The organism is Demequina silvatica, assembly GCF_000971215.1.
GTDB classification, from domain to species: domain Bacteria; phylum Actinomycetota; class Actinomycetes; order Actinomycetales; family Demequinaceae; genus Demequina; species Demequina silvatica.
This window is the reverse complement of record NZ_BBMA01000002.1, coordinates 617,908-641,690: the sequence shown is the minus strand read 5'-3', so window position 1 is coordinate 641,690 and position 23,783 is coordinate 617,908. Positions and strand designations below refer to the sequence as shown.

General features: G+C 66.5%; 14 protein-coding genes and 1 tRNA gene. 12 read left to right on the top strand and 3 right to left on the bottom strand.

Annotated features, from left to right (window positions below; genetic code table 11):
• Positions 1-51: 51 nt before the first annotated feature.
• Both AOM05_RS03015 and AOM05_RS03010 read left to right on the top strand, forming a co-directional pair.
• The gene (locus tag AOM05_RS03015) at positions 52-1,965 is read left to right on the top strand and encodes an ATP-dependent nuclease (RefSeq protein ID WP_082097212.1); all 1,914 of its coding nucleotides are present in this window, start codon (positions 52-54) and stop codon (positions 1,963-1,965) included.
• Positions 1,962-3,491: a UvrD-helicase domain-containing protein gene (locus AOM05_RS03010; RefSeq protein WP_082097211.1), complete on the top strand. Its 1,530-nt coding sequence runs from the start codon at positions 1,962-1,964 to the stop codon at positions 3,489-3,491. Before AOM05_RS03015 ends, AOM05_RS03010 begins: the two co-directional genes overlap by 4 nt.
• Before the next feature lie 589 nt (positions 3,492-4,080).
• Here the strand turns inward: AOM05_RS03010 and AOM05_RS14140 are convergent.
• Together AOM05_RS14140 and AOM05_RS03000 are read right to left on the bottom strand one after the other, a co-directional pair.
• Positions 4,081-5,217 carry a hypothetical protein gene (locus tag AOM05_RS14140; protein WP_156165007.1) on the bottom strand — a complete coding sequence of 379 codons (1,137 nt, stop codon included), beginning with the start codon at positions 5,215-5,217 and terminating at the stop codon, positions 4,081-4,083.
• The gene (locus AOM05_RS03000; RefSeq protein ID WP_156165006.1) at positions 5,214-5,873 is read right to left on the bottom strand and encodes a DUF4365 domain-containing protein; all 660 of its coding nucleotides are present in this window, start codon (positions 5,871-5,873) and stop codon (positions 5,214-5,216) included. Before AOM05_RS03000 ends, AOM05_RS14140 begins: the two co-directional genes overlap by 4 nt.
• A gap of 307 nt (positions 5,874-6,180) precedes the next feature.
• Here AOM05_RS03000 and AOM05_RS14135 point away from each other — a divergent pair, with 307 nt between their 5' ends.
• The 5 genes from AOM05_RS14135 (at position 6,181) to AOM05_RS02975 (ending at position 18,327) form a co-directional block, all read left to right on the top strand.
• Complete coding sequence (locus tag AOM05_RS14135; protein WP_062519295.1) at positions 6,181-9,147, top strand: hypothetical protein; 2,967 nt, start codon at positions 6,181-6,183, stop codon at positions 9,145-9,147.
• 7 nt (positions 9,148-9,154) lie between these two features.
• Positions 9,155-14,491 (top strand): DEAD/DEAH box helicase, encoded by a 5,337-nt coding sequence (locus AOM05_RS02990; protein ID WP_062519293.1) that lies wholly within the window; start codon positions 9,155-9,157, stop codon positions 14,489-14,491.
• Positions 14,492-14,614: 123 nt separating this feature from the next.
• A complete protein-coding gene (locus AOM05_RS02985) occupies positions 14,615-15,367 on the top strand; it encodes a hypothetical protein (RefSeq protein WP_062519292.1) in 753 nt (250 codons plus the stop codon).
• 69 nt (positions 15,368-15,436) lie between these two features.
• Positions 15,437-16,861 (top strand): DNA (cytosine-5-)-methyltransferase, encoded by a 1,425-nt coding sequence (gene dcm / locus AOM05_RS02980; protein WP_062519291.1) that lies wholly within the window; start codon positions 15,437-15,439, stop codon positions 16,859-16,861.
• 350 nt (positions 16,862-17,211) lie between these two features.
• On the top strand, positions 17,212-18,327 hold the full coding sequence (locus tag AOM05_RS02975; RefSeq protein WP_228373185.1) for a Fic family protein: 1,116 nt from the start codon (positions 17,212-17,214) through the stop codon (positions 18,325-18,327).
• A 90-nt stretch (positions 18,328-18,417) separates the two neighbouring features.
• On the opposite strand, the gene AOM05_RS02970 is transcribed toward AOM05_RS02975, so the two are convergent.
• Positions 18,418-18,504 (bottom strand) — tRNA-Leu (locus AOM05_RS02970).
• A 48-nt stretch (positions 18,505-18,552) separates the two neighbouring features.
• Between AOM05_RS02970 and AOM05_RS02965 the strand changes: the two genes are divergently transcribed.
• From AOM05_RS02965 to AOM05_RS02945, 5 genes are read left to right on the top strand one after another with little or no spacing between them, the layout of a single operon-like run.
• Positions 18,553-19,260 (top strand): FHA domain-containing protein, encoded by a 708-nt coding sequence (locus tag AOM05_RS02965; RefSeq protein WP_062519288.1) that lies wholly within the window; start codon positions 18,553-18,555, stop codon positions 19,258-19,260.
• A 1-nt stretch (position 19,261) separates the two neighbouring features.
• The gene (locus tag AOM05_RS02960) at positions 19,262-19,780 is read left to right on the top strand and encodes an FHA domain-containing protein FhaB/FipA (RefSeq protein WP_062519287.1); all 519 of its coding nucleotides are present in this window, start codon (positions 19,262-19,264) and stop codon (positions 19,778-19,780) included.
• Positions 19,780-20,979 (top strand): PP2C family protein-serine/threonine phosphatase, encoded by a 1,200-nt coding sequence (locus tag AOM05_RS02955; RefSeq protein ID WP_062519286.1) that lies wholly within the window; start codon positions 19,780-19,782, stop codon positions 20,977-20,979. Before AOM05_RS02960 ends, AOM05_RS02955 begins: the two co-directional genes overlap by 1 nt.
• The gene (locus AOM05_RS02950; RefSeq protein WP_082097209.1) at positions 20,979-22,322 is read left to right on the top strand and encodes an FtsW/RodA/SpoVE family cell cycle protein; all 1,344 of its coding nucleotides are present in this window, start codon (positions 20,979-20,981) and stop codon (positions 22,320-22,322) included. The genes AOM05_RS02955 and AOM05_RS02950 overlap by 1 nt, the downstream gene beginning before the upstream one ends.
• Positions 22,319-23,782: a peptidoglycan D,D-transpeptidase FtsI family protein gene (locus tag AOM05_RS02945; RefSeq protein ID WP_062519284.1), complete on the top strand. Its 1,464-nt coding sequence runs from the start codon at positions 22,319-22,321 to the stop codon at positions 23,780-23,782. The genes AOM05_RS02950 and AOM05_RS02945 overlap by 4 nt, the downstream gene beginning before the upstream one ends.
• The last annotated feature ends 1 nt before the right edge of the window (position 23,783 follow it).

Here is a 23,783-nt window from a genome sequence, read left to right as displayed (position 1 = left end):
GACCACGCGCCGGGAGAAGCCGTTCCGTAGCCGACAGTAGGAGGCCCGTTCATGCACCTGAGTCGAGTTCGTGTGCGCGGCCTTCGCGGGGCTGCCGACGAGCCGTTGGAGGTCCACCTTCCCGGGCGCTTCACGGTCATCGCTGGGGCGAACGGCGGAGGTAAGACGACACTCGCCGACGCGATCTACCTGGGACACGCGAAGCGCTTCCCGCTGCTCCCTCGACACTCCGCATCCGCCCTGGGGAGTGGGGATCGAGACCTCCAAATCGAGTACAAGTTCGCACTCGACACGGCGGGCGAAGGGCCGCTTGGCCGGCAACTCCAAGCTCAGAGCGGCCGCGAGGCACCTGGCACCGTGGCGGCAACCTGGGAGAAGACCCTCCACAGGGACCTGGGCACGATCCGCGCGAGGCCCGTCGATGATCAGTTGAGGGCGATCGAGGAGCGAACGCTTTTGGTGCATCTGCCGGCTTGGCGCAACCCGCTTGACGAACTCGCTCGACGCGAGACTCGTATTCTCATTGAACTCCTGCGGGCAGGGCAGCAGAACCTCGGGCGCGGACGCGACCTGTCGGAGTTGCGCCGCAAGGCCTCGGGGCTTCTTGAGGAGCTTGCGACCGACGACCTGCTCGTCGGACTCGAGGACCGCGTCGGCGAACAGTTGCGCGCGCTGTCGGCCGGCGTCTCCCGCAACTGGCCGCACATCCGCGGGCAAGTCATTGACGACCGCTACCTCGCGCGGGTGCTCGAGCTCATGCTGTCGACGACCGAGGGTAGGACCAATGCGCTACCGCTCGAAGTTGTGGGGTTGGGCTACGTCAACCTGCTGCACATCGCGGTGACGCTCGCAGCGATCCCCGATCCCTCGCCAAGGGCTGAGCCAACGCCTGACGAAGTTTCGCCCGAGGAGTCCGGCCACGAGCACCTAGAAGAGACCCTCGCCGCCGAGGAAGCCATCAGGCAGGCGCGGGCGGAGAGCGAGAGCATCGAGGACTCGTTCTTCCCCGACTCTGCATTCCACGTGACGCTCGTGATCGAAGAGCCCGAGGCCCACCTGCACCCTCAACTGCAGCACGCCCTCGTTCGCTACCTTCGCCGGCAGGTCGAACTGCGTCCCGAGTTGCAGGTCATCCTGTCGAGTCACTCCACGGACATCCTCGCATCGTGTGATCCAACAGAGATGGTCATCGTGCGGCGCGACGAACGCGGGCAGCGCGTTTGCCGCACCGTGGCCGATATCCCCCTGACGGACGCCGACGATGTATTGCGGAAGACCCGCCTCCATCTCGATGCAAGCCGTTCCGCATCCCTCTTCGCCGACCGTGTCCTCCTAGTGGAGGGAGTGACAGAGGCGGCGGTGCTGCGCGAGCTCGGACGAGTCTGGGCAGCTGACGACGAGGACAAGCAGGCGTTCATCGACGCCCTCACGCTCGTTCCCATGGGCACCAAGGTCGGGCCGTGGGCGGTGCGCCTCCTCGCGACCCGCGGGCACGAACTCTGCACGCGCATCGCGGTCTTGCGCGACAGCGATCTTGAGTTCGGCGCGGTGCCCACCGAGCCGAGTTGGGCGTCCGATCACGACGCAGAGGTCCTCCTCGTTGAACACAACCACCCCACGCTCGAGCCCGAACTGACTTCCGGCAACGAAACCTTGGTGGCGGACGCCCTCGCGGATATTGGCGTCGCTGCACCCGACGAGGTCACACCTGAAGCCATCCGAGACCTGTTTCGCGGTCGGCACAAGGACGGTGACGGGGTCATCGCGGCTGGCCGGGCCGCAGGACGCAAGGGAGAGTTCGCAGAGGCGTTTGCCGGTCGCGTGCGCATCGCACGTGAGATCCTCGGCACCCCTGTAGAGGTGCCAGCGCCGATCTCTCGGGTGCTTGAGTTCCTTTACGGCGGTCGCGATGCTGACCCCGTCGAAGACGACGGCCCGCCCGACGCGACGCGCACCGGCGCATGAAGACGCCGCCAGCCACCTCTGGGGCCCTCCGCGACCTAACTGAAGAGCAACTCGTCGCGGCTGGATCGGCGACCCAGAACATCTACATCGAGGCAGGACCCGGCACGGGAAAGACCACCGTATCCGCCCAGAGGTTCGGCGTCCTGCGGTTCTCTCCCAGCCACCGATCCGACCGTCGCGCCGTAGTCGCGGTGAGTTTCACACGCGCGGCCACGCACAACCTGCGTCGGAGAGTGCGACGGATCTGGGGCAACGCCGCGCAGGATTGGCCGCATCGCGTTGTCACCCTCGACACCATCATGGCGGGACTGCTCCACGACCTGCTCAGCTCTCGGCTTGTCACTTGGCCGAATTCTGTCGCGTTGTGGCCCGACGGCAACATCACGCTCGACGTGCGCGACAGTTGGGCATCGTCGTGCTCTGGAACCGTCATGACGCGATCGCAGTGCGAGATCCATCTCGTTGACGGCAGGCTCGAGTTCCAATTGACGTTCTTGCCGGAAAGCGCGCTCAAAGCTCCTCCCCAAGAAGTGCGAGCCCACTTGATGCAGGGCATTTGCACCCACCAGGACGTCCGAACCGTCATTGCACTGGCACTGAAAGTGCCTTCCCTCGCCTCGTACATCCAGCAGCGACTGGGCGAGACCATGAGGGCACTCATCGTTGACGAGGTCTTCGATGCGAACGAGCTCGACATCGCAATCATCGATCGCGCTCTGGCGGCTGGCGTCGCGATCACACTCGTCGGTGACCCCTGGCAAGCGCTGTACATGTTTCGCGGTGCCCGACCGGAGATGGTGAGGGAACTGATCGAACGGGCCGAGATCAGCACTTTTCCGCTAACGCGGTCGTTCCGTTGGCAGACATCGGAACAGAGCAACCTCGCCAAAGCGCTACGCGAGGGAACAGGCGTTGCGCTTCCCGCTAGTCGCTCGGAGGTTGACGTGGTCCTAGCACTGCGATGGAAGGACCTATGGAGCCTCGGTGATCGTGTGCTCCCACTTGCATTTCAGTCGTTCAAGGGCACCTATGAAGAGGCCGCCGCAACGATTCTTCTTAACCACGTCACGCGAAACATCCTCGATAACGACGCTACATACCTCCGAGACGCGCTCGCGGCTCTCAACATTCAAGACCCAGACGTACCGCAGCGACTCGCTCCAGGCCTGCAACGAGTCATCGAAATGCTAGCGCCCGGAGGCAAGACGGCCGAGAAGGCCGCCTATACCGCACTAGTCGAAGTCATCAAGACCGTCTCGCCTCGGGAACTCAGGAAGCCCCACTGGGTTTACACCCAGCGTCTCGGGCTCATCCAGCCGCGAATCTCGACGCCCGCGCGACCGGTCCTCGGCATGACCACGCATCAGGCCAAAGGGGGCGAGTGGCCCGCCGTCGGTGTATGCCTCAGCGACGCCGAGGCGCGAGCGCTCGCTGGTGGCCTGAGCGTGGACAACGACATGCACCGGAAGATCTATGTTGCTTGCACGCGAGCACGCTTACATACGGTCGCGCTGCGCGAAGACTAGGCGTGGGCGGGGCCTGCGAGCACGGCGGCCCACCCTTCCCCGCAGAGCGGCGTCGGAGGCGACTTGCCTACTCGGCGGCGTCTTCGCAGAGCTGGCACGAGCCCGCTCCGCCGCACGCAGGGCAATTCGGATCAGTATTGACTCGGCCCCTGCTCGCTCGATCCTCTTCTTCCCACTGTGCAGTGCTGCAAGCGGAACTGCAGAAGTTCGAGTTCACTGCCACACCACCGCAGTACCGGCATTCGGTAGTCCAGTCCTCGGAATCATCGGAGCTCCTGCTGAACCAGCCCACGTGTCCACCCTTCATCGAGTCCAGGCGGTACCCGGAGTGGTCGCCTCACCAGCAAGATACCTCGGACGCCAGCGGCCCAGATCACTTGCCGACGATGCCGCCGCCGACGCGCACGACAGCAACTCGCAGTCATCCACTCCTGCGCGCGGCTTCACGGTCAACCAAGAACGACTCAACCGCGCTCGGGGCAGTGCCCGGCGGCCACTTCGCGGCCGGATGAGATGTCTCCAGACAGTCAAGCGGCGCGGCGTCGCTGGCATCCGCCGAACTTGAAGCTCGGGCCAAGGCGGCCGATGACTATGGCTTGTCCGAATCTGCGAATAGCGCATCAATGGGCATCAACTGCTCCGGGTGGGGAATCGACAGCGGACGACCCGGCGCGCTGACGACACGCCCACGCGCGATCACGGCGCGAGCTTGCTTTGCCCAGTCAAACGCGTTTCGGATTGTGGGCTCGGTCGCCGTAACTCTAATCTCGACGTTGCGGTTCTTTCGGATCGTGCGAATCGCAACCTCACCAAGCGGCTCGTCCGGCACGTGACGAATCTCAACGATCTGGCCGGACACAGACTCAGCCCGGTCCGATCTCGTCGTACGCAACTTGCCTTCGACTCGCTCCAGCAGCTGCGAGGCTTCATCTTCGATGACTACCCGTTCGGGCAAGCCTCCGGGCGCACCAAGGCCCGGTGCCCACGCGAAGGTCGCATCAAATGCGTCGACCCCCGACTGCACCGCGATCGCGCGTACCGCCGCCACCAGTTCCCGACTTACGCCGCTCTGCACCAGGTCAACAACCTCGTCGAGGCCCGGCTCTTTCGCGGCCTTGATCGCGATGCTGTCCAACGCAGCGATGGCGGTCGCCAACGTGCGCGTGACGCGGCGTTCCGCGGGTTCGAGCACCACCTGTCCACCTAGGACGTCGCGCTCGAGCGGCTCTGGCGGCTCCACGGGCATCACAACTGGCAGTACGAAAGAACCGCGCTTGGTATGCGCAAGCCTGGCCTGAGAAGCAAGCGCGTCACCCGGAGGACTGTAGTTCGCACCGATCGCCGGACGAGGCTTCCTCGCTGTGGTCGCCGCTGCTCTGAGCAGGCGGCGCGCTGAAAGAAGAATGGTCGACGCGCCTTCGAGCAAAACCGCGTCCTCGACCAGGTAGCCGTCTCGCACACGATAATTCTGGACGTCTTGGAACTCACGCTCAATTTCATCGACCACGACGGCCATTGGCACGCGCCGGCTCAGTGCAATCCGAGAAGCAACCGCACGAAAGTCGCTCGATGCCCATTCAAGTTCGTAGGGGACTGCAACTTCATGGGGCAGTTCGGCACTCGCCGAGCGCCACAACTCGCCGATAAGACCAGGTGCGCCCTGGGACCAGCCATGCCGTTTGAGGTAGCTGGCGACATCCGCGCGCATCTCTCGTCGAACGGTCACGATGACACCCCCGTCGACAGCGGCCGGAAGAGTTCAAGGACATCTGCATGCCACAGTTCCATCGTCGCGGCTGTGACCCGTTGGCTTCGGGGTACCCGGATGGTCTTCGACGATTCGAATTGGCGAGGAGACAGCCGCACCCAGTAGGCGGCCGTGCCCGGCAGACTCGTGCCCGCGTCCTCGTGGGCGACCCACGCCTCGGAACTTGCCGGGACTACGACGATCACGAAGTAGAGCGGCACCTGCACCCTGCTCCACTTCTGGACCCAACTATCCTCGACCGAATACGTGAGTTCGGGCTCTTGTCCGTCAACCGCGTAGCGCTTCGTTGTCTTGACCTGCACCCGAACCCCGGCCTCGGGGAAACTCAGGGTGTAGTCAATGGCCAATGTGTCCTCGCCCGGACTCGTCTCATCAAAGCCGCAGCCCGCCTGGCTCGCGATGCCGCGCATGTAGACCACACCAAAACGCCCCTTGCGTGCGTTGAGGTCCAACTGCTGATGGGAACGCAGGCGGCTGTCACCATCCACAGTCAAAGTCACCACGCCCCCAAGCCCGGCACTATGCAGAACCCCTGATAATGCGCCATCGTAGCGGCATTGAATCCACACAGTGTGACCCCGCTGGCCGCGCCTATGCCGGTTCAAGATGGCCACATCGCAACCGTACGTCGACCGCCTGACAAGCAACCGGACGGTATCGCTCTCGATTGCCGCCAACGATGCGGGTCCGGTTCAGCAGTCCGAGTCCAATCGAAGCTTTGCAGAGGCTGAAGCGGCCTCGGCGACAAGGATCGGCACGCCGCGACCAGCGCGCCTTATCGAGAGCCATACCGCGATGCGCATGTCGAGCCTTGGGCAGATTGTCGCCCACACTCAACGTGTTCGGACTCCGCGTGCCTATAACCGACTGTCTGTCGCGATCACTAGGTTAGGCGCAAGGATCTGAGGGGACCCACGAAGCATGGAATCCGCGTACAGGCGACTCACCGATGCGATCGCCGAAGAGATGTTCAGTTCTGCGTCGGCCGGCCTACCGGTCTACTGCCTGGCCGACGAAGAAGTCCGCAAGCGCATTCTCAAGACCGCAGGGATCGCGAGCGATGGTGGGGACGCGATCTCGGGAGTCGTGCGCTCAACACTGAACCTTGCCGACTCCGGCACGCCGATGCTGGACTGGCACGTGGCCGGAGCTCGGCGTCACGCGGCACAGCCGCTCGAGACGCCGCCTGCTCTTCCACTCCTGCTCGTACTTGCGCAGGCCGCCGAACGGATGCACGCCGACCGCGACCACGCTTCGCACAACTACTACGCCCGCCTTCACGAGTTGCTGGATATCCCGACGGGCGATCACGCCCGAGCAACGAGGGCCTACCAGAAGCACGCGAATGAGCTCTGGGGTTCTCTCAACGCGTGGTTGGAGGCGTGGGAAGGCGAGCGGGGAATCCCCACTGCCTATGCGATTGGCGGCCACGACTACGTGGGCCTGCCCATGTCGCAGGCAGTCGTGCGCCAGCATGATCGCGAGGGCTTGCGCGAGTTCTTCGCGCTCGAGGGCTTCGCCCCCGGCCAGCGGGTCGCGCCGTCGGACATGGAAGCGGCGATGGAGCCTTACGCGACGAAGACCCCGAGTCCCTTCAGCGCGCATTTGGCGAGCCTCTGGCACAACCCGGCGGCGCGCGATCGGATTGTCGACGCCGCCTGCCTCGAGCTTGATGCCTGGGACGGTTCTGGCGCAGCCCTTGCAGAGGCTGGACGCCATGCCGGGCATACACACCTCTTGGCGTTCGTGCGCACCTTCCCCCGCAAGAAGGTCGAGTTCAACCTCGCGATTCCCTATCGCTCCGATTCACCAAGCATCGTGCGCTTTCATGCAGCGGACGGAACGACCGAAGTCCCTACGGTCGCGGGCCCAGGAGGTTCAACAAGGCTCTCCACGGTGCAGCTCATCGAGGCCTCATCTTTGATAGCCGATCGCATCGAAGGAACGTTTGGCATCGACAATGACCGCCAGGTGCGGCGCGAACCTCGTCGCGTCGTGCCACTTCGTTGGGACGACCTCCAAGGCTCGTTCGTAGAAGTGGAGTGCGCAGCGCTAGGGGACGAAGTTCTTTTGATCGCCCGTCACGACACCCGGTCACGCCTCGAAGCGCACCTCCGCGAGCATGCGCGCCCCGGTTGGTCAGAACTCGCAGACCTACCCGGGTTGCCCGATAGCTGGATCGCGTACGAACGTGTGCAAGTTGTCTCCGTCCCGACCGCCACGACGCACTTCGACCTGCTTCCGCTCGCTCCACGCGCTCGAACGAGCCTGACGGTGAGCGGCGGGTTCCGGCTGCCAGGATTGCTGCGGAAGTGGTCCTCACTTGAGCCTCCAGAGATTGTCGCCGTGGCCGCGAACGCCAAGTCAGTTGACCTCCGGGTTTACGACGGGACACGCGTCGACCCCGGCCTCCAATTGGTCAGCACCTCCACCGATGGCGAAGTTGCGGTGCTTCCGCTGGCCGGTGAGGAGCTTGCAGACGGTGAGTACCTGGTCGGCATGTTCGTCGACGGTGCCACTCGGCCTGCATCCACGGCATTGATCCGCCTCCGCTCCGCGAGCACCCCGCAGTTCAGCGTCGCCGAAGATGACATCCGACTCGTGTACTCGCCTGAGTCATCGCCTCGGTGGCCGCTCTCGGCAGGTCCGGCCGACTGGCCCGCTCACGTCAGTGGCGCGCGAACCCTCGGACTGCCAGAAGTCCTAGACTCCCCGCGAGAGGCCATGCCCGAATTCACGCCCCGCGCGGCGCGGCCGAAGCCCCAGAGTCCGCCGAGGCTCAGCGTCGGAGTACCCGTTGCGGAAGACTCGTGCCTCGTAACTGGGAAGCACCGTACACAGTTGCCGCCAGCGCCCCTCCCCGGGGAACGCCGAACACGCACCATCGTCGGCGAGTGCTCAACATGCGGCACCGTTCGGCGCTCGGCGGGAACAGCATGGGCCGCCCGTCGGAGGGACACGCACGCCGCGAAGCCGCGCGCACCGCTGGAGATCCCTCGGGTCGTCGACGCGCCGACGCACGACCTGAGGACAGCGACGGATGCCCTCAACCACGTCGGTCACGGAACTCTCTCGACGCTCGAGACCATCGCCGCACAGGTGGAAGGTTCGGGACTCCTATCCGATGTACTCGTGCGCCGCCTTGAGGCCGTCGGCCACATCGATATCGCGAGAGACGATCGACTCAAACCAACGCACTGGGCGGTGAACTCGGCGACTCTCGTTCCCGTGGACGGCGGGAAGCACGTGCTCACTGGAGCCCATTCCGCAGCGCTCGTCGCTCAGCTTCGTCGCTCGCTCGAACCCGATGCGACGGTCACCGTCACCACCGATGGCGGCATCCCACGCATCGAGGTGTGCGGCTCGCTCGTGGCAAAGGAGTTGGCCGAGATGGGGATCGTCGTCCTCCATTCTTCGCCAGCTGCGTCCATGGCGAACGCGCTCCCGACCTTGAGTTCCGTCGCCGAGTCACTGACGCGTATCGCGGTTCCGAAGTACAGGTCAGCCGAGTACTGGGACTGCGCATCTGCGTCGTGGATCGCCGCCGGCTCGCTCGCGATGGCAGGCGCGTATCGGCTGCGCGACTTCGGATCGATCTATGTGGTCCGCTCCATGCGCGACCTGGAGAACGGAACGCTTGCCCTCGCCAACGCACAGCTCGTTAAGCACGTCGCCAACCTGTGGGCGAACGATCCGCTGGTGGGATATCACTCGCGTACACAGTCCGTAGTGACCCCGCTGGGAGCTGATCTGCCGGGGCTGTATGGCCGCGCGCTCACGCTTTGCTCGGGTCGCGCACCGATCGAGATCGAGAAATCTCGACTTCTGCAATATCCGGGGGTCTCGCGCGAGGTCGCCGATATCGTGTTCTCACGGATCAGTCAGTGAGGTCCTGATGCAATACCCGACTCCGGTACAGATCGCGGACGATCTGCGCGAGGCCTTCTTGCGCTACATCGATACCGCCTACGCCTTGCGGGACGCAAAGCTCGTCAAGGAACGGCGACGCTTGCTCCTCGAGGGTCAAGGCAATCTCTTCGCTCCCCTCATGCTCGAGCCAGTGCTGCCCTACGAGGGCAATGCCTCCGTCGCCGACGCGGCCGAGGGGGCACACATTGATGCCGAGACCCTGGGCGACGTGGTCGCTTCAGTCTTCGGCGTCGCACCACACGCCATCGACCAAGTAAGACTTCGACAGCATCAAGCCAGCGCCCTCGCGACGCATTTCTCGGCGGCTCGACCATGGAACCCGGTAGTGACCTCGGGAACGGGTTCCGGAAAGACTGAGTCCTTCCTGATTCCGTTGCTTGCGCGGATCGCGGCCGAGAAGCGCGCCGACGCGGAACTCCCTCCCATCCACGAGTGGTGGAGCATCGAGCGCCAGAAGCAGCCATGGCAGCCGTCGCGCCAGGTTGGCGCACGGCCCGCGGCGATCCGTTCGATGATCCTCTACCCCACGAATGCGCTCGTCGAGGACCAGGTCGCGCGCCTCAGGCGCGCGGTCAAGGGTCTGCGATCGATGCCCCAGCCGATTGACCTGTGGTTCGGCCGATATACGGGGGCGACACCAGGCTCCGGCGACGTACCCACAGGGTCAGCGTCCGGAAACGATGTGTCTCGGGTCGCATCGGAGATGCGGTCTCTCGCTCGTCTAGCCACTCAACTCGCAACTCTGGACAAGCCCGAACTGGCAGGTCAGTTCCAAGACCCCAACTCCGGGGAGCTGATTACGCGTTGGGACATGATCGCGACGCCGCCAGACATCATCGTCACCAACTACTCGATGCTCAACGTCATGCTCATGCGGGACGTCGAAGAGCCGATGTTCGAGTCCACCCGCGAGTGGCTCGCCCGTTCCAGAGACAACGTCTTCACACTCGTTGTCGACGAACTACACCTCTACCGTGGCAGCACCGGTGCCGAGGTAGGCATGGTAGTGCGCAACCTCGCGTCTCGACTTGGCCTTGCTCCCGACTCGCACCAGCTGAGGATCATCGCGACGAGCGCGTCTCTTCCCGGCGACGACTCCGGACAGGAATATCTCGAGCGGTTCTTCGGAGTTGACCGGGAGACGTTCGTCATCGAGCCGGGACAGCCGCGAGCGGTCGCGAGCACGACCGTGCCGAAGGCCTCCGACATCGTTGATCTCGCCGACGAGGACCTTGGCGAGGCTGCGGCCGACGGCCATTGGGCTGAGGCAATCGCGGCCGCATGCGTCTCAACCGGGCACGCCTCGCCGCGCGCAACTCGCTTCGACACGGTGGCGCAGCGCCTCTTCGGCGGCGCGAGCGAAGCCCGCCAAGCTCTCTCGCGGATGCTCACCGGCCTCGCAGATGCGCCGCCGGCGTTGCAGATTCGCGGGCACGTGATGATGCGCGGGATGCGAGGCCTCTGGGCGTGCTCCGACCCTGCTTGCCCGGCAGCCGTCGACGCAAGCCCTCGCCGCATCGGACGCATGTACGACACACCTCGGTCTACCTGTGAAGACTGCGGCGCACGCGTTCTCGAGCTTCTCTATTGCTTCGAGTGCGGCGATGTCAGTCTCGGTGGCTACCTGGTCGAGCAGCCCGACAGAGGTTCAGTCATCCTTTCGACGACACCTGTCAGAGCGGGCGACAATTCCGGCGACTTCGTCTACCGCCGCAAGGATGACGAGTACCGATGGCTCTGGCTGGGTTCACCCGTGCCGGACGCCCCGACCCGCCACAAGCTCCCAGCCGACATGGACGAAGGCCAGACAGTGGTCGAGTTCAACTTCGGGGCCGCCACATGGAACCCCAAGTTGGGCCTTCTTGCGCTCGGCGGTACGGACGGCATTCCCGCAGTCGTACTCAGCAACAGCGCAGCCGACGGCAGCGGTTTCGCCGCACCCGCGCTCCCGGAGACCTGCCCACGATGCGGTGGCAGCCAGGCAAACGGTGACGCCGCAGTGTACTTCGCAGGCAACGTTCGATCCCCCATCCGCGCCCACACTTCGGGCCGTTCGCAACTGACTCAGATGGCCGTGTCACAACTCTTCCGCAGTCTCGGCTCCTCTGCCGAAGAGTCCCGCACGATTGTCTTCACCGATAGCCGCGACGACGCGGCGCGTACGGCAGCGGGCATTTCGCTGAACAACTTCCGCGACCAAGTGCGGCAGGTCGTTCGACAGTTGCTCCACGAACGGGAAGACCCGGTGACGGCGCTGCGCGCGTTGTTGCGCGGCGAACTCACCGGAGAGGAACTTGCGACCGCCGAACGGTTCAAGAGCGAGTACAAGTCGTTGTACGCGGCGCTCCGGTTCGAGCACGCGGGTACGGCGGAAGCTGAAGACCTAGCCACGATCGCGGCCGCCGAAGCGGACAAAGACGCCCTACCGTGGGCCGCATTGGTGCGCAGCGCAGAGGGAGCCTTCCTTTCTCAAGGCATCAACCCAGCCGGGCCGGGACCATCCGTGGCACAAAGTGAAGGCGACTATCCCTGGTATCGAGCATACGAACCGCCGTCGGCGGCATCGTGGGTGCCGATGCAGGACTCCATCGCTGGGCCAATCCGTAAGGACAGGGCTCGGGTGACCTCCGTCGCTCTCGCGGATGCGGTCTTTGACCGTGCCTCGCGCGACTTGGAATCAACGCGCCTTGGGGTCGTACATGCGCGGGCTGAGGTCGCGCAGGACTGGGGCATTCCTCCGGAGGCCGCTAGCCAAGTTACAGCGAGCGTGATCCGGCTGCTCGGTGTCGCCAAGAGATTTGAAGGTGGGTACGCGGCACTCACGACAACTGCCCCGCGAGTAGTGAAGAAGTACTTGGCGCGCGTCGCTGCGAAGCACTCGCTCGATGCAACAACCCTTACAGCGCGCGTGGGTGAGCACCTGCAATTGCAGAGTGTGATCGACAGTTCCTGGACACTTCAGACACAGAGCCATCCAGACTCACTCGTGCTGCGTGCGCCTAGCGTCTCCGTATGGGTCTGCGACAACTGCGCGACGGCGCATCTCCATCCGTCGGCGGGCGTGTGCACCAACGACGAGTGCGAAGTCGGGGTTCTCAGCGAGTTGCCCCGCACCGAAGAGCTCGACTACTACGGCTGGCTCGCGACGCGCCCTCTGCGCCGGATGCGTGTCGCGGAACTCACCGGGCAAACAAGTCTTATGGATCAGAGGATGCGGCAGCGCTTGTTCCGCAATGCCGTGCTTCCACCTCCCACGGAGAGCAAACTTGCCGATCCGTTCGACTTGCTGTCGGTGACAACGACGATGGAGGTCGGCGTAGATATCGGATCGCTCCGAGCGGTTGCAATGGCCAACATGCCTCCGCAGCGGTTCAACTACCAGCAGCGGGTCGGACGCGCGGGGCGATCGGGACAGCCGTTCTCCTTCGCGGTGACGGTCGCGCGCGACCGCGCCCACGACGACTACTACTTCCAGAGCCCCGAGAAGATGACGGCCGCCGATCCGGCTCCGCCGTTCATCGATCTCTCGCGGCCGAGGATTGTTCGCCGCGTGGTTGCCGCCGAGTTGCTCCGTCAAGCGTTCGTTGCGCTGCCTGTCTCACCGAGGCGCACTCGTGACAGCATCCACGGAACATTTGGGCTGACTTCTGAGTGGACCGACCGTCGAAGCGACATCAATGCATGGCTCAAGGACTCCTCCGATGTGGAGGCCGTGTGCCAGCGGTTCAGCGCGTTCACTGAGATTCCCTCAACGACCTTGGCGGCGTGGGCGCGCACCGAGTTGGTCTCGGACATCGACGAGGCAGTCGGCAGCCCATACTTCGGCCACAGCGAGTTGAGCGAACTCCTCGCCAACGCAGGCGTGCTCCCCATGTTTGGTTTCCCCACGCGCGTAAGGGCGCTGTATTCCAAGCGGATCGACCGAATGCGCGATCTCACCGCCAGCACGGTCGCGGACCGCGACCTAGGCATGTCCATCACCGCATTCGCACCTGGCGCGGTCGTGGTGAAGGACGGCGCAGAACATCTAGCGGTTGGCTTCGCCGCCTACAATTTCGTAGGGCAGAAGGCGGTGCCTCGAGACCCCCTGGGAGTTCCGCTCCAAGTCCATCGCTGCGCCGTGTGCGAGAGCCTGGACACGCGCCAGCGCGAGTCCGAGCCCTTGTGTGACGTTTGCGGCGAATCGATGCGGACATTCCCCGTCTACCAGCCAGAGGGCTACCGCACGATCTACAGCCAGCCCGATTTCGACGACACCCACATCGCTCCCGGCTATGCGGGGTACTCCGAGCTCTCGACGGACACGCATGTGGGCCATGAGCTTCAACTGCCAGCAATGTCGGCACGGCTACTCGAGCAAGCTGCGGTCGTCGCCGTCAACGACAACAACCGTCAACTGTTCGACCTCAAGCGCCTTTCTGACGGGTCTGTTGTCGCACAGAACCGCGAGTTGTATCGCCGCGCGCTTCCCGACTTCATGAGGAGTGGACAGGCCCTGGAGTCAGCGGCGATCGGTGAAGTACGCCGCACGGACGTACTTCTCCTAGGCCTCGACCGGCTGGCACTTCCAGACGGAGTTGTGGCGACCCTGCCATGGGCATGCCCAGCCGGAAAGGGTGCGCTGCTCTCGTTCGCCGAACTGTTGCGGAATGCCGCGAAGGACTACCTCAGCATCGAGCAGTCAGAACTCGAAGTCGGCCTGCAACCCGCGAAGCAGAACAGCACCGTGTCTTCACGGGTGTTCATCGCCGACGCCCTCGACAACGGGGCCGGCTACGCCGTCGAACTTGGTGGGCGGGAGACCCTTGAGCGCCTCTTGACATCGATCAGCGAGCGAACGGGAACCGCGCTCCGCAGTCCTGCGCACGCCGGAGCGTGCACCTCGTCGTGCCCCGGCTGCCTGCGCAACTACGAGAACCGCTTCAATCACTGGGCCCTCGACTGGCGACTCGGCCTCGACGTAGTCGATCTCGCACTCGGCAAGGAGCTCGAATTGGCCCACTGGGAACCGCACACCAACGACCTGATTCGCCGCTTCGTCGAGGGCTACGGCACTCACCTGCCGATCGAGCGCGACCAGACCAATGGGCTGCAAGTCCTTGTGTGCACCGAAGGCGACGGATCAGCGGCCATCGTGGGACACCCGCTATGGAGGCACGACAAGTCGCACTGGAACGATCAAGTCCAAGGGGCCGCGACCCGACTCCGAGGGCGCGGACTCGCCAACGTCACGGTCACGGATGCCTTCGTTCTCGACCGGACACCGATCAAGGTCTTCAATGCCCTCCTCGGCACTGACTAGCGGCGAGACAGTCTCAACGTCACGTGCCGCTGGAGATCGCAGTGGCCTTCGCGCCTTTCCTGGACTCAGTAGATCAGCGCGGCAGGGCTACCGCACCTCATCCGGTGCCATATCGTCTTGCGCATGACGACCCTGATGTCTTCCGGCTCTCCCGATTTCGACGATCTCCGCGATCGCCTGATGGCGGACGCGGCCGTGTTGCGCGAGCTCGAGGCTGCGATGCGCGTGTGCCTCGGTCGTGTTGACCCGGCGGATCGCGGGTCGCGATTCATCATGGGCGGAGCGTTCGAGCACCTCATTTCCGCCGCCGCCTGGGCAGTCGGCGTGCTGACGGCTCCCGGCGGACACAACGCCAACGGCTTTGACCTGGTGAACCTGCGCGAGAAGGCTCGCGGCATGTGGTCGGTGAAGTCGCAGACGGGAACGCCGGGTGAGTGGCGAATCACGAACGGCCTTGGCGGCGCTGGCGGCGGCATGACGGACCCGACGGTATTCGTCGCGCCCACGCTGCCGGGCCTGGTCCTGGTGGACCCCGCGACTCACCCGGAGGTCGTCGCGCAGACAAGGCAGCGGTCGGACGCCGTGGTTCTGCCGTTCGGCGCTGTCAAGGCGCACGCGAAGGCGCACCCCGAGTGCGTGATCCCGATGAACGCTCCGAAGAACGAGCATCGCGGCAAGGAAGACGCGGGCATCGCTTTCGTCGAGTCCGTTGCCACGCCGGAGCAGTTCCCTCGCCTGTCCAACATGTTCATGGCCTCCAAGCCGAAGACAGAAGGCCCGGTCCTCGAGATCCACGCGCTCATCGCACTCCGCGACTCCGGCGCGCTCACGGAGGAGCAGTTCCAGGCTGCCGTGAACAAGACGATCGGCCTCTAACCCCACTCGTCTGACTCCCTCTCGGAGGGGCAATTCGCCACTGTCAGAGGCAGCACGTAAGCTTGCCCCATGCTCGAACCGTCAAGCCCCGACGCCATCACCTTTGCGGACCTCTTCGCAGGCGTTGGCGGCTTCGCTGCCGCACTCTCCGCGATGGGTGCTGAGCACGCGTACGCGGTCGAGATCGACAAGCACGCCGCCGCTGTCTACGAGGCGAATTGGCAGCATCCCGCACTTGGCGATGTGACGAAGGACGCCAACGACGACGCTGTGACGGTACCCGCGCACGACATCATCACGGGCGGCTTCCCCTGCCAGCCGTTCTCCAAGTCCGGTGCCCAGCGGGGCATGGACGAGGTCCGCGGCACGCTCTTCTGGAACATCGAGAAGATCGTCCGCGAGCGCAAGCCCACGCTGATCTGCCTCGAGAACGTCCGCAACCTCGCGGGCCCGCGCCACAAGCACGAGTGGCAGGTCATCATCGAGCACCTGCGCAACGCCGGCTACCAGGTCGCCGAGCAGAGCGCCGTGTTCTCCCCGCACCTCATCGCACCTGAGTTCGGCGGGTCGCCGCAGGTCCGCGAGCGCGTGTTCATCACAGCGACTCTCGTGCCCGAGGGCATGGTGATGGACCCCGACCCGGAGCCGATTACCCTTCCCGAGCGTGTGCTGATGCATCGGGAGTGGAACCTCGTCGATGACCTGCCGATGGACAGGGCTGCCGTCGTGCCCGGTACCGAGATCTCCCCGGACGAGCGTGCGTGGATCGATCACTGGGAGCAGATGGTCGTCTTCATGCGAGCCTGGCGTGCCGATCAGGCCCGCCTCACGGGCGAACCGCTGCGCCGGCTCCCCGGCCACCCCGTGTGGACCGACGCGTGGGTGACGGCCAAGACCGCGCGCGAGCATCTGCTGGATGGCGCTCCGGCATGGAAGGCCGACTTCCTGCGCAAGAACTTCGATCTATACGACAGCCTGCGCGAGTTCCTCGGAGCGAAGGTCATCAACAAGTGGTTGCGTGAGGTGCGCGAGTTCCCGGAGTCGCGCCGCAAGCTCGAGTGGCAGGCGCAGGACGCCGTGTCTATGTGGGACTGCGTGATCTCGCTTCGCCCCTCTGGGCTCCGCGTGAAGCGGCCGACGCATCTGCCGGCGCTGGTGGCCATCACGCAGACGCCGATCATCGGCCCCATCGGGCGCAAGCTCTCCGCGCGTGAGGCGGCACGCCTGCAGGGTTTGCCGGACAACTTCACGTTCGGCGACCAGCGCGATGCGCTCACGTACAAGCAGATGGGCAACGGCGTGAACGTGGGCGTCGTGAATCAGGTACTCAAGGCGCACTGCGAGCGCGACAAACACCTGCTCCTGGCCACCGAGCGGGGACGCGCGATCTACGCGATGGTCGCTGCAGCCGCGGAGGCACCCCGAGACGACGTTGCACAGCGACTGGACGCGCTGCGTGAGCGCGCCTTCGAGGTTCCTGCGCTGTCTTCGTAGCGGTTGGCGCTCGGCCCGCCGCCCCTTGCCGTCAGTCTCCGATTTCGTCGGCGCAGAGCCTCCCCCGGTTGGCACGCGGACCTGAACCGTGTGCGTCTGCCTACTCCGCCACTCGCGCGCGGAGCGGTGCTGGATCATCGACGTCTCGAGACCCATACTCCAGATTCAACCGCGACCCTTGACTCCACGCCGTCCTTATTCAAGGATAGGGAAAAGCCTGGAACAAGGGATCGGGGTCGTCGAGGATGAGCTCACACGCCGGACGGCCTGGCGGGTGGCCCGCAGTGAGCTACGAGGACGTCTCATGGGCCCTTCCCGCAGAGCTCGAGGGTCGCGTCGCGATCACTGACGTGGTCCGACTCGAGGCACGGCCCTACCAGGCCGCGATCGCGCCGGCGATCGCCGACCTTGACCCCTACCGGTTCCTCACGGCAGCGCGCGCCGACGATGTGGCCTCCGCCGCAGCGGAGATCTCCGCGTTCGACCGCGATGTGGCCGGCCTGCCGGTGCCCATGCCGGCGGTACTGCTGCGCACCGAGTCCGCCTCGAGCTCCCAGATCGAGCACCTCACGGCGAACGCGCGCAACCTCGCGACCGCTGCGCTGGGCCTGAGGGCAGGCGAGAACGCCGAGCTCGTCGCAGACAACGCGGCGGCGATGCGTCGCGCCATCGACCTGGCCGGTCCGCCCACCCGCGAGCAGATTCTCGCGATCCACGAGACGTTGCTCCACCGAAGCGACCCGGAGATCGCGGGAACCTTCAGGGCCGGACCCGTGTGGATCGGCCGGCCCGACCTCAGCCCGCACGGTGCGGACTTCATCCCCCCACGGTGGGAGCGCATCGAGGGATCGATCAGCGACCTGATCGCATTCGCCGCGCGGCGCGACATGAACGGCCTGGTGCAGGCCGCGCTCGCGCATGCGCAGTTCGAGACCATCCACCCGTTCTCCGACGGCAACGGGCGCACAGGTCGCGCCATCGTTCATGCGATCCTCCACGCCACGGGCTTCGCCAGGAACACGACCGTGCCTGTCTCCTCCGGACTCCTCGGCGACACCGGAGGGTACTTCCGCGCACTCACCTCCTTTCGCGAAGGTGACATCGACCCCATCGTCGCGACTTTCGCTGGCGCGGCACGGCGCGCGGTCACCAACGGCCGTCAGCTCGCCGCCGATACCTCGGCGATTCACGAGGCATGGCAGCGAGCCATCCGCGCCCGACGCGATTCAGGTGCATGGCGACTCGCCGATCACCTTTTCGCGCAACCCGTCGTCAACTCGGCCTACGTCGAACGGTTCCTCGGCTCCTCACGCCAGGGTGCGTTCAACGCCATCGCGGCCCTCGTCACCGCGGGCGCGCTCCACCAAGGCAGCGCCGACCGCCGCAACCAGGTCTGGCAGGCACGCGAGGTCCTCGACGCCATGGACGGCTTCGCTGCACGAGCGACGCGCCGGAACCTTGGCTAGACGCCTGCGGTGAACGGACCGCGCGGCAGACCCCAGAGGCGCAGGCACAAAGAAGAAGGCCCCCGGGGATACCCCGGGGGCCTTCTCATATGGTGCGCGAGGGGGGAGTTGAACCCCCACGCCCTTTCGGGCACACGGACCTGAACCGTGCGCGTCTGCCTATTCCGCCACTCGCGCGCGCCGGGTAACTCTAGCACGGTTTCAGAGGCCTATACGATGGCGGGCATGGGTGTGCTGGACCGCTTCGAGCGCGGAGTCGAGAACGTGATGCAGAACGCGTTCGCGCGCACCTTCAAGGCGGGGGTCAAGCCGGTCGAGCTGGCCGCCGCCGTGAAGCGCGAGTGCGACGCCCGCGCCGCGGTCGTGGACCGCGGCCGCACGGTCGCACCTAATGAATACGGCATCGCCCTCGCGCCCGCGGACATGGAGACGGTCGAGCAGTGGGGTTCCGACGCCCTGCGCCACGAGCTCGTGGACTCCGTCCGCGCGCACGCCGAGCGCCAGCGCTACTCCTTCGTGGGCGCGGTGGACGTCGCCTTCGACGTCGACGAGACCCTGGCGACCGGACGCTACGCCGTGGTGTCCCGCACCACCCGCGGCCCGGTCGCGCCGGCCACGGGCACCAACACCAGCTCGCGCTACCCGCTGCTCGACATCGACGGCACGCGCTACTACCTCACGGGCGAGTCGACCACCATCGGCCGCGGCTCGGAGGCGGACATCGTGGTGGATGACACGGGCGTGAGCCGCAAGCACGTCCGCCTCGAGGTGACGGACCACGGCACCATCCTCACGGACCTGGGCTCCACCAACGGCACCATGGTGGAGGACCAGCGGGTGAGCGAGGCGACGCTGCTCGACGGCAACGCCATCACCATCGGGCGCACCACCCTCATGTACTGGGACGCCGTCGACGGGGACGAGGACTACTGACGTGAGCCAGCTGTCGATCACCCTCCTGCGCATGGGCTTCCTGGTCCTGCTGTGGGCGCTCGTGCTGTCCGCCATAGCGGTGCTGCGCGCTGACCTGTACGGCACGCGGATCACCGCGCGCGGCCGCGGCAGGGAGTCCAAGAAGGACGACGCGCGGGCTGAGAAGGTCGCGTCGCCCAGCCGGGCGGCCACGGGCCTGCGTACCGGCTCCATCTCGACCAAGGACCCGTCGGCGGGTCACCTCGCGGTGACGTCGGGCCCCCTCAAAGGCACCACCATCCCGCTCGGCTCCGCACCCGTGCTGGTGGGGCGCGCGAGCACGTGCACGCTCGTCATCGACGACGACTACTGCTCGGCGCGCCACTGCCGCATCTACCCCGAAGGAGACCGCTGGATGGTCGAGGACCTCGGCTCCACGAACGGCACGTACCTCGGCAACCAGAAGGTGACGGATCCCGTTCCGTTCCGCGGCGGCGACGTCATCCGCATCGGCGCGACCGCCCTGGAGCTGCGCGGCTGATGTATCTGGGCATCCACTTCGCCGCGCGGTCCGACGTCGGTCTCGTGCGCTCCAACAACCAGGACTCCGGCTTCGCCGGCCCGCACCTCCTCGCGGTCGCGGACGGCATGGGCGGCGCGGCCGGAGGCGACATCGCCTCCTCCATCGCCATCGCGCGGCTGTCCGCGCTCGAGGGCGAGTCCCACGGCCCCGACGACGCGCTGGACGAGCTCAAGGAGGCGATCTCCGACGCTCACGCCCAGATCGTCGACCGCGCCCGCAACGATCCGGAGCTCTCGGGCCTCGGCACCACCGTCACCGCGCTGCTGCGCTCGGGCTCGACGCTGTCGATGGCGCACATCGGCGACTCGCGCGCCTACCTGCTGCGCGACGGCGACCTCAGCCAGATCACCACCGATCACAGCTTCGTCCAGCACCTGGTGGACACGGGCCGGCTGTCCGTCGCGGACGCCGAGCACCACCCCAAGCGCTCGATGCTGCTGCGCGTGCTCGGCGACATCGACGCGGACGTGCCCGTCGACATCTCCGTGCGCGAGACCCGCGCGGGCGACCGCTGGCTCCTGTGCTCCGACGGCCTGTCGGGCGTGGTGAGCAAGGAGACCATGCAGAAGACGCTGCTCGAGGTCGAGGACCCGGGCGACTGCGCCGACGCGCTGGTGGGGCTCGCGCTCGCCGCGGGCGCCCCCGACAACGTGACCTGCGTGATCGGGGACATCGTCGACATCGACGCGTCGCCCGACGGCGTGGGCCCCGCGACCACCTCGCAGATCGTCGGATCCGCAGCCCGCGACCGCCGTAAGCCCTCCGCAGGCGGGGACTCCCCCGCAGGCAAGGCCGCGCGCCTCGCCGCGCGCGAGGAGCCGGACGAGGACGAGGAGCCCTCCCGAGAGGGCTGGCAGCGGCTGCGCCCCTGGATCCTGCCCCTGGTCACGCTCCTGGCGCTCGTGGGCGCCGCGTGGGGCGGCTACTGGTGGTCCCAGCAGCAGTACTACGTGGGCGATAGCGAGGGCTACGTCACCATCTACCGCGGCATCCCCGCGACCGTCGGCACCTGGGAGCTGTCCCATGTGGTGGAGAAGACCGAGATCCTGGTCGACGAGCTCGCGCCCTACCAGCGCGAACGCGTCACCGGCGCCATCAGGGTGCCCACCCTCGAGGAGGCCGCCGGGGTCGTGAGCTCGCTGGAGTCGGGCGCCTAGTGGCCACCGTCACCGACGTCCAGGTCCGCACCGGCCGCCGCGGGGAGCTGGCGCTCCTGGGGCTCGCCGTCGCCGTCGCCGTGCTCGCACGCGGCCTGGTCGACTATCACGCGGACTTCCTCGAGCTCGACGAGCTCGCGATCTACGCCGCCGGCTGGACCGTGGTCGCGCTCGTCATCCACCTCGCGATCCGCCGCTGGGCGCCCTTCGCGGACCCCGTGCTGGTCCCGGCGGTCCTCGCGCTCAACGGGATCGGCCTCGCGATGATCCGCCGCATGGACTTCGCCTACGCGGACCGCGGCCGCGACACCAACTTCGGCGAGATCCAGACGCTGTGGACGCTGCTCGGGATCGGCCTCGCGCTGCTGGTGATCCTGCTCCTCCGCGACTACCGCCTGCTGCGCCGCTTCACCTACACCGCCGGCCTCCTGGGCCTGGTCGGGCTGCTGCTCCCGCTGGTCCCCGGGCTGGGGTCGCAGATCAACGGCGCCCGCATCTGGATCAGCGTGTTCGGCAAGTCCCTCCAGCCCGGCGAGTTCGCCAAGATCGCGTTCGTCGTGTTCTTCGCCGGCTACCTGGTCTCCAACCGCGACACCCTCGCGCTCGCCGGCCCCAAGATCCTCGGGATGCGCTTCCCGCGCCCGCGCGACATGGGCCCGCTCGCGCTGGTCTGGGCCGCCGCGATGCTGGTCCAGATCTACGAGCGCGACCTCGGCACCTCGCTCCTCCTGTTCGGTATCTTCGTCGCGATGCTCTACGTCGCGACGGAACGCCTCAGCTGGGTGATCGTGGGCCTCGGCATGTTCGCCGTGGGCGCCGTGCTCGCGGGCACGCTCTTCAGCCACGTGGGTTCCCGCTACACCGCATGGCTGCACGCCCTCGACGCGGACGTCTACAGCTCGGGCGCCTCGGAACAGCTGGTGCGCGGGCTGTTCGGCATGGCGTCGGGCGGACTGTTCGGCACGGGCCTGGGAGAGGGCCGCCCCGACCTGGTCCCGTACGCGGAGTCCGACTTCATCGTCGCCTCGCTCGGCGAGGAGCTGGGCCTCACCGGCCTCATGGCGATCCTCACGCTCTACGTCATCATCGTCCAGCGCGCCATGCGCACCGCGATCGGCGTGCGCCACGGCTTCGGCAAGCTGCTCGCCGCGGGTCTCGGCTTCGCGATCGCCCTCCAGGTGTTCATCGTGGTCGGCGGAGTGACGCGCGTCATCCCGCTCACGGGCCTCACCACGCCGTTCCTCGCGTACGGCGGCTCCTCCATGCTCGCGAACTGGCTGATCGTGGGCCTGCTGCTGCGCATCTCCGACCAGGCCCGCCGCCCGGAGGTGATGACGCCGTGAACGAGCCCGTCCGCCGCCTCTCCGTGATCGTCCTCGCGATGTTCCTCACGCTGATGATCGCGGCGTCCTACATCCAGGTGATCGCCGCCGGCGACCTCAACGCCGACGCCCGCAACGTCCGCACGCTCTACCGCGAGTACGGCACCTTCCGCGGCCCCATCGTGGTCGACGGCGAGTCCGTGGTGTGGTCCAAGCCCGTCGACGACCCGTTCAACTACCAGCGCACCTACGCCGACGGCCCCCTGTACGCCGCCGCGACGGGCTACTACAGCATCGTCTTCGGGCGCACCGCGATCGAGCAGACCGAGAACGACCTGCTCTCCGGCACCGCCGACTCTCTCTTCTGGACCCGGCTTGGCAACCTCGTGTCCGGGGAGACGCAGCGCGGCGCGAGCGTCGAGCTGACGCTCGACGCGGAGGTCCAGCGGGCCGCGGCGGAGGCGCTGGGGGACGATGCGGGGGCGGTGGTCGCGCTCGACCCGTCCACCGGAGAGGTGCTCGCCATGGTGACGAGCCCCACGTACGACCCGGCCCTGCTCGCGGGCCACAACACGGCCGAGGTGGACCAGAACTACCAGGACCTGCTCGCGCAGGAGGACGGCCCGCTGGTCAACCGGGCCATCGCGGGCGACACCTACCCGCCGGGCTCGACGTTCAAGCTCATCGTCTCCGCGGCCGCGCTCGAGGCGGGCTACGACGCGGACTCGGAGCTGTACGCCCCCGACGAGCTGGATCTCCCGCTGACGACCACCACCATCGAGAACTACGGCGGCGAGTCCTGCTCCGCGAACGAGCGCCAGACGCTCGAGGACTCCCTCGCGATGAGCTGCAACACGTCCTTCGCGAACCTCGGGATGCAGCTCGGGTGGGGCGTGGTCGAGCGCAAGGCCGAGGAGTTCGGCTGGGGCGAGCAGCTGTCGATCCCGCTCGCGGTCACCCCCTCGCGGCTGCCCGACGACCCGGACGAGGCGCAGACGGCGATGGCGTCGATCGGGCAGTACGACGACCGCGCGACCCCGCTGCAGATGGCGATGGTCGCGGCGGGGATCGCGAACGACGGCGTGCTCATGCGGCCCTACCTGGTCGACAACGTGCGCGACGCGGACCTGCGGGTCATCGAGGAGTACGAGCCCGAGGAGATGTCGCAACCCATGACGCGCTCCGACGCGAACGAGCTCACCGACATGATGGTCGCGGTGGTGCAGGAGGGCACCGGCACGGCGGCGCAGATCTCCGGCATCGACGTCGCGGGAAAGACCGGCACCGCGGAGACCGGCACGGGCGACCGCCCGCACACGTGGTTCGTGGGCTTCGCGCCTGCGGACAACCCGGTGGTCGCGGTCGCGGTGCTGGTGGAGAACGGCGGCTCCACCGAGGGCGAGGTCACCGGTGGTCGCGTCGCGGCGCCCATCGCGCGCGCCGTGATCGAGGCCGCGATCGCGGCTCAGGGAGGCAGCTGAC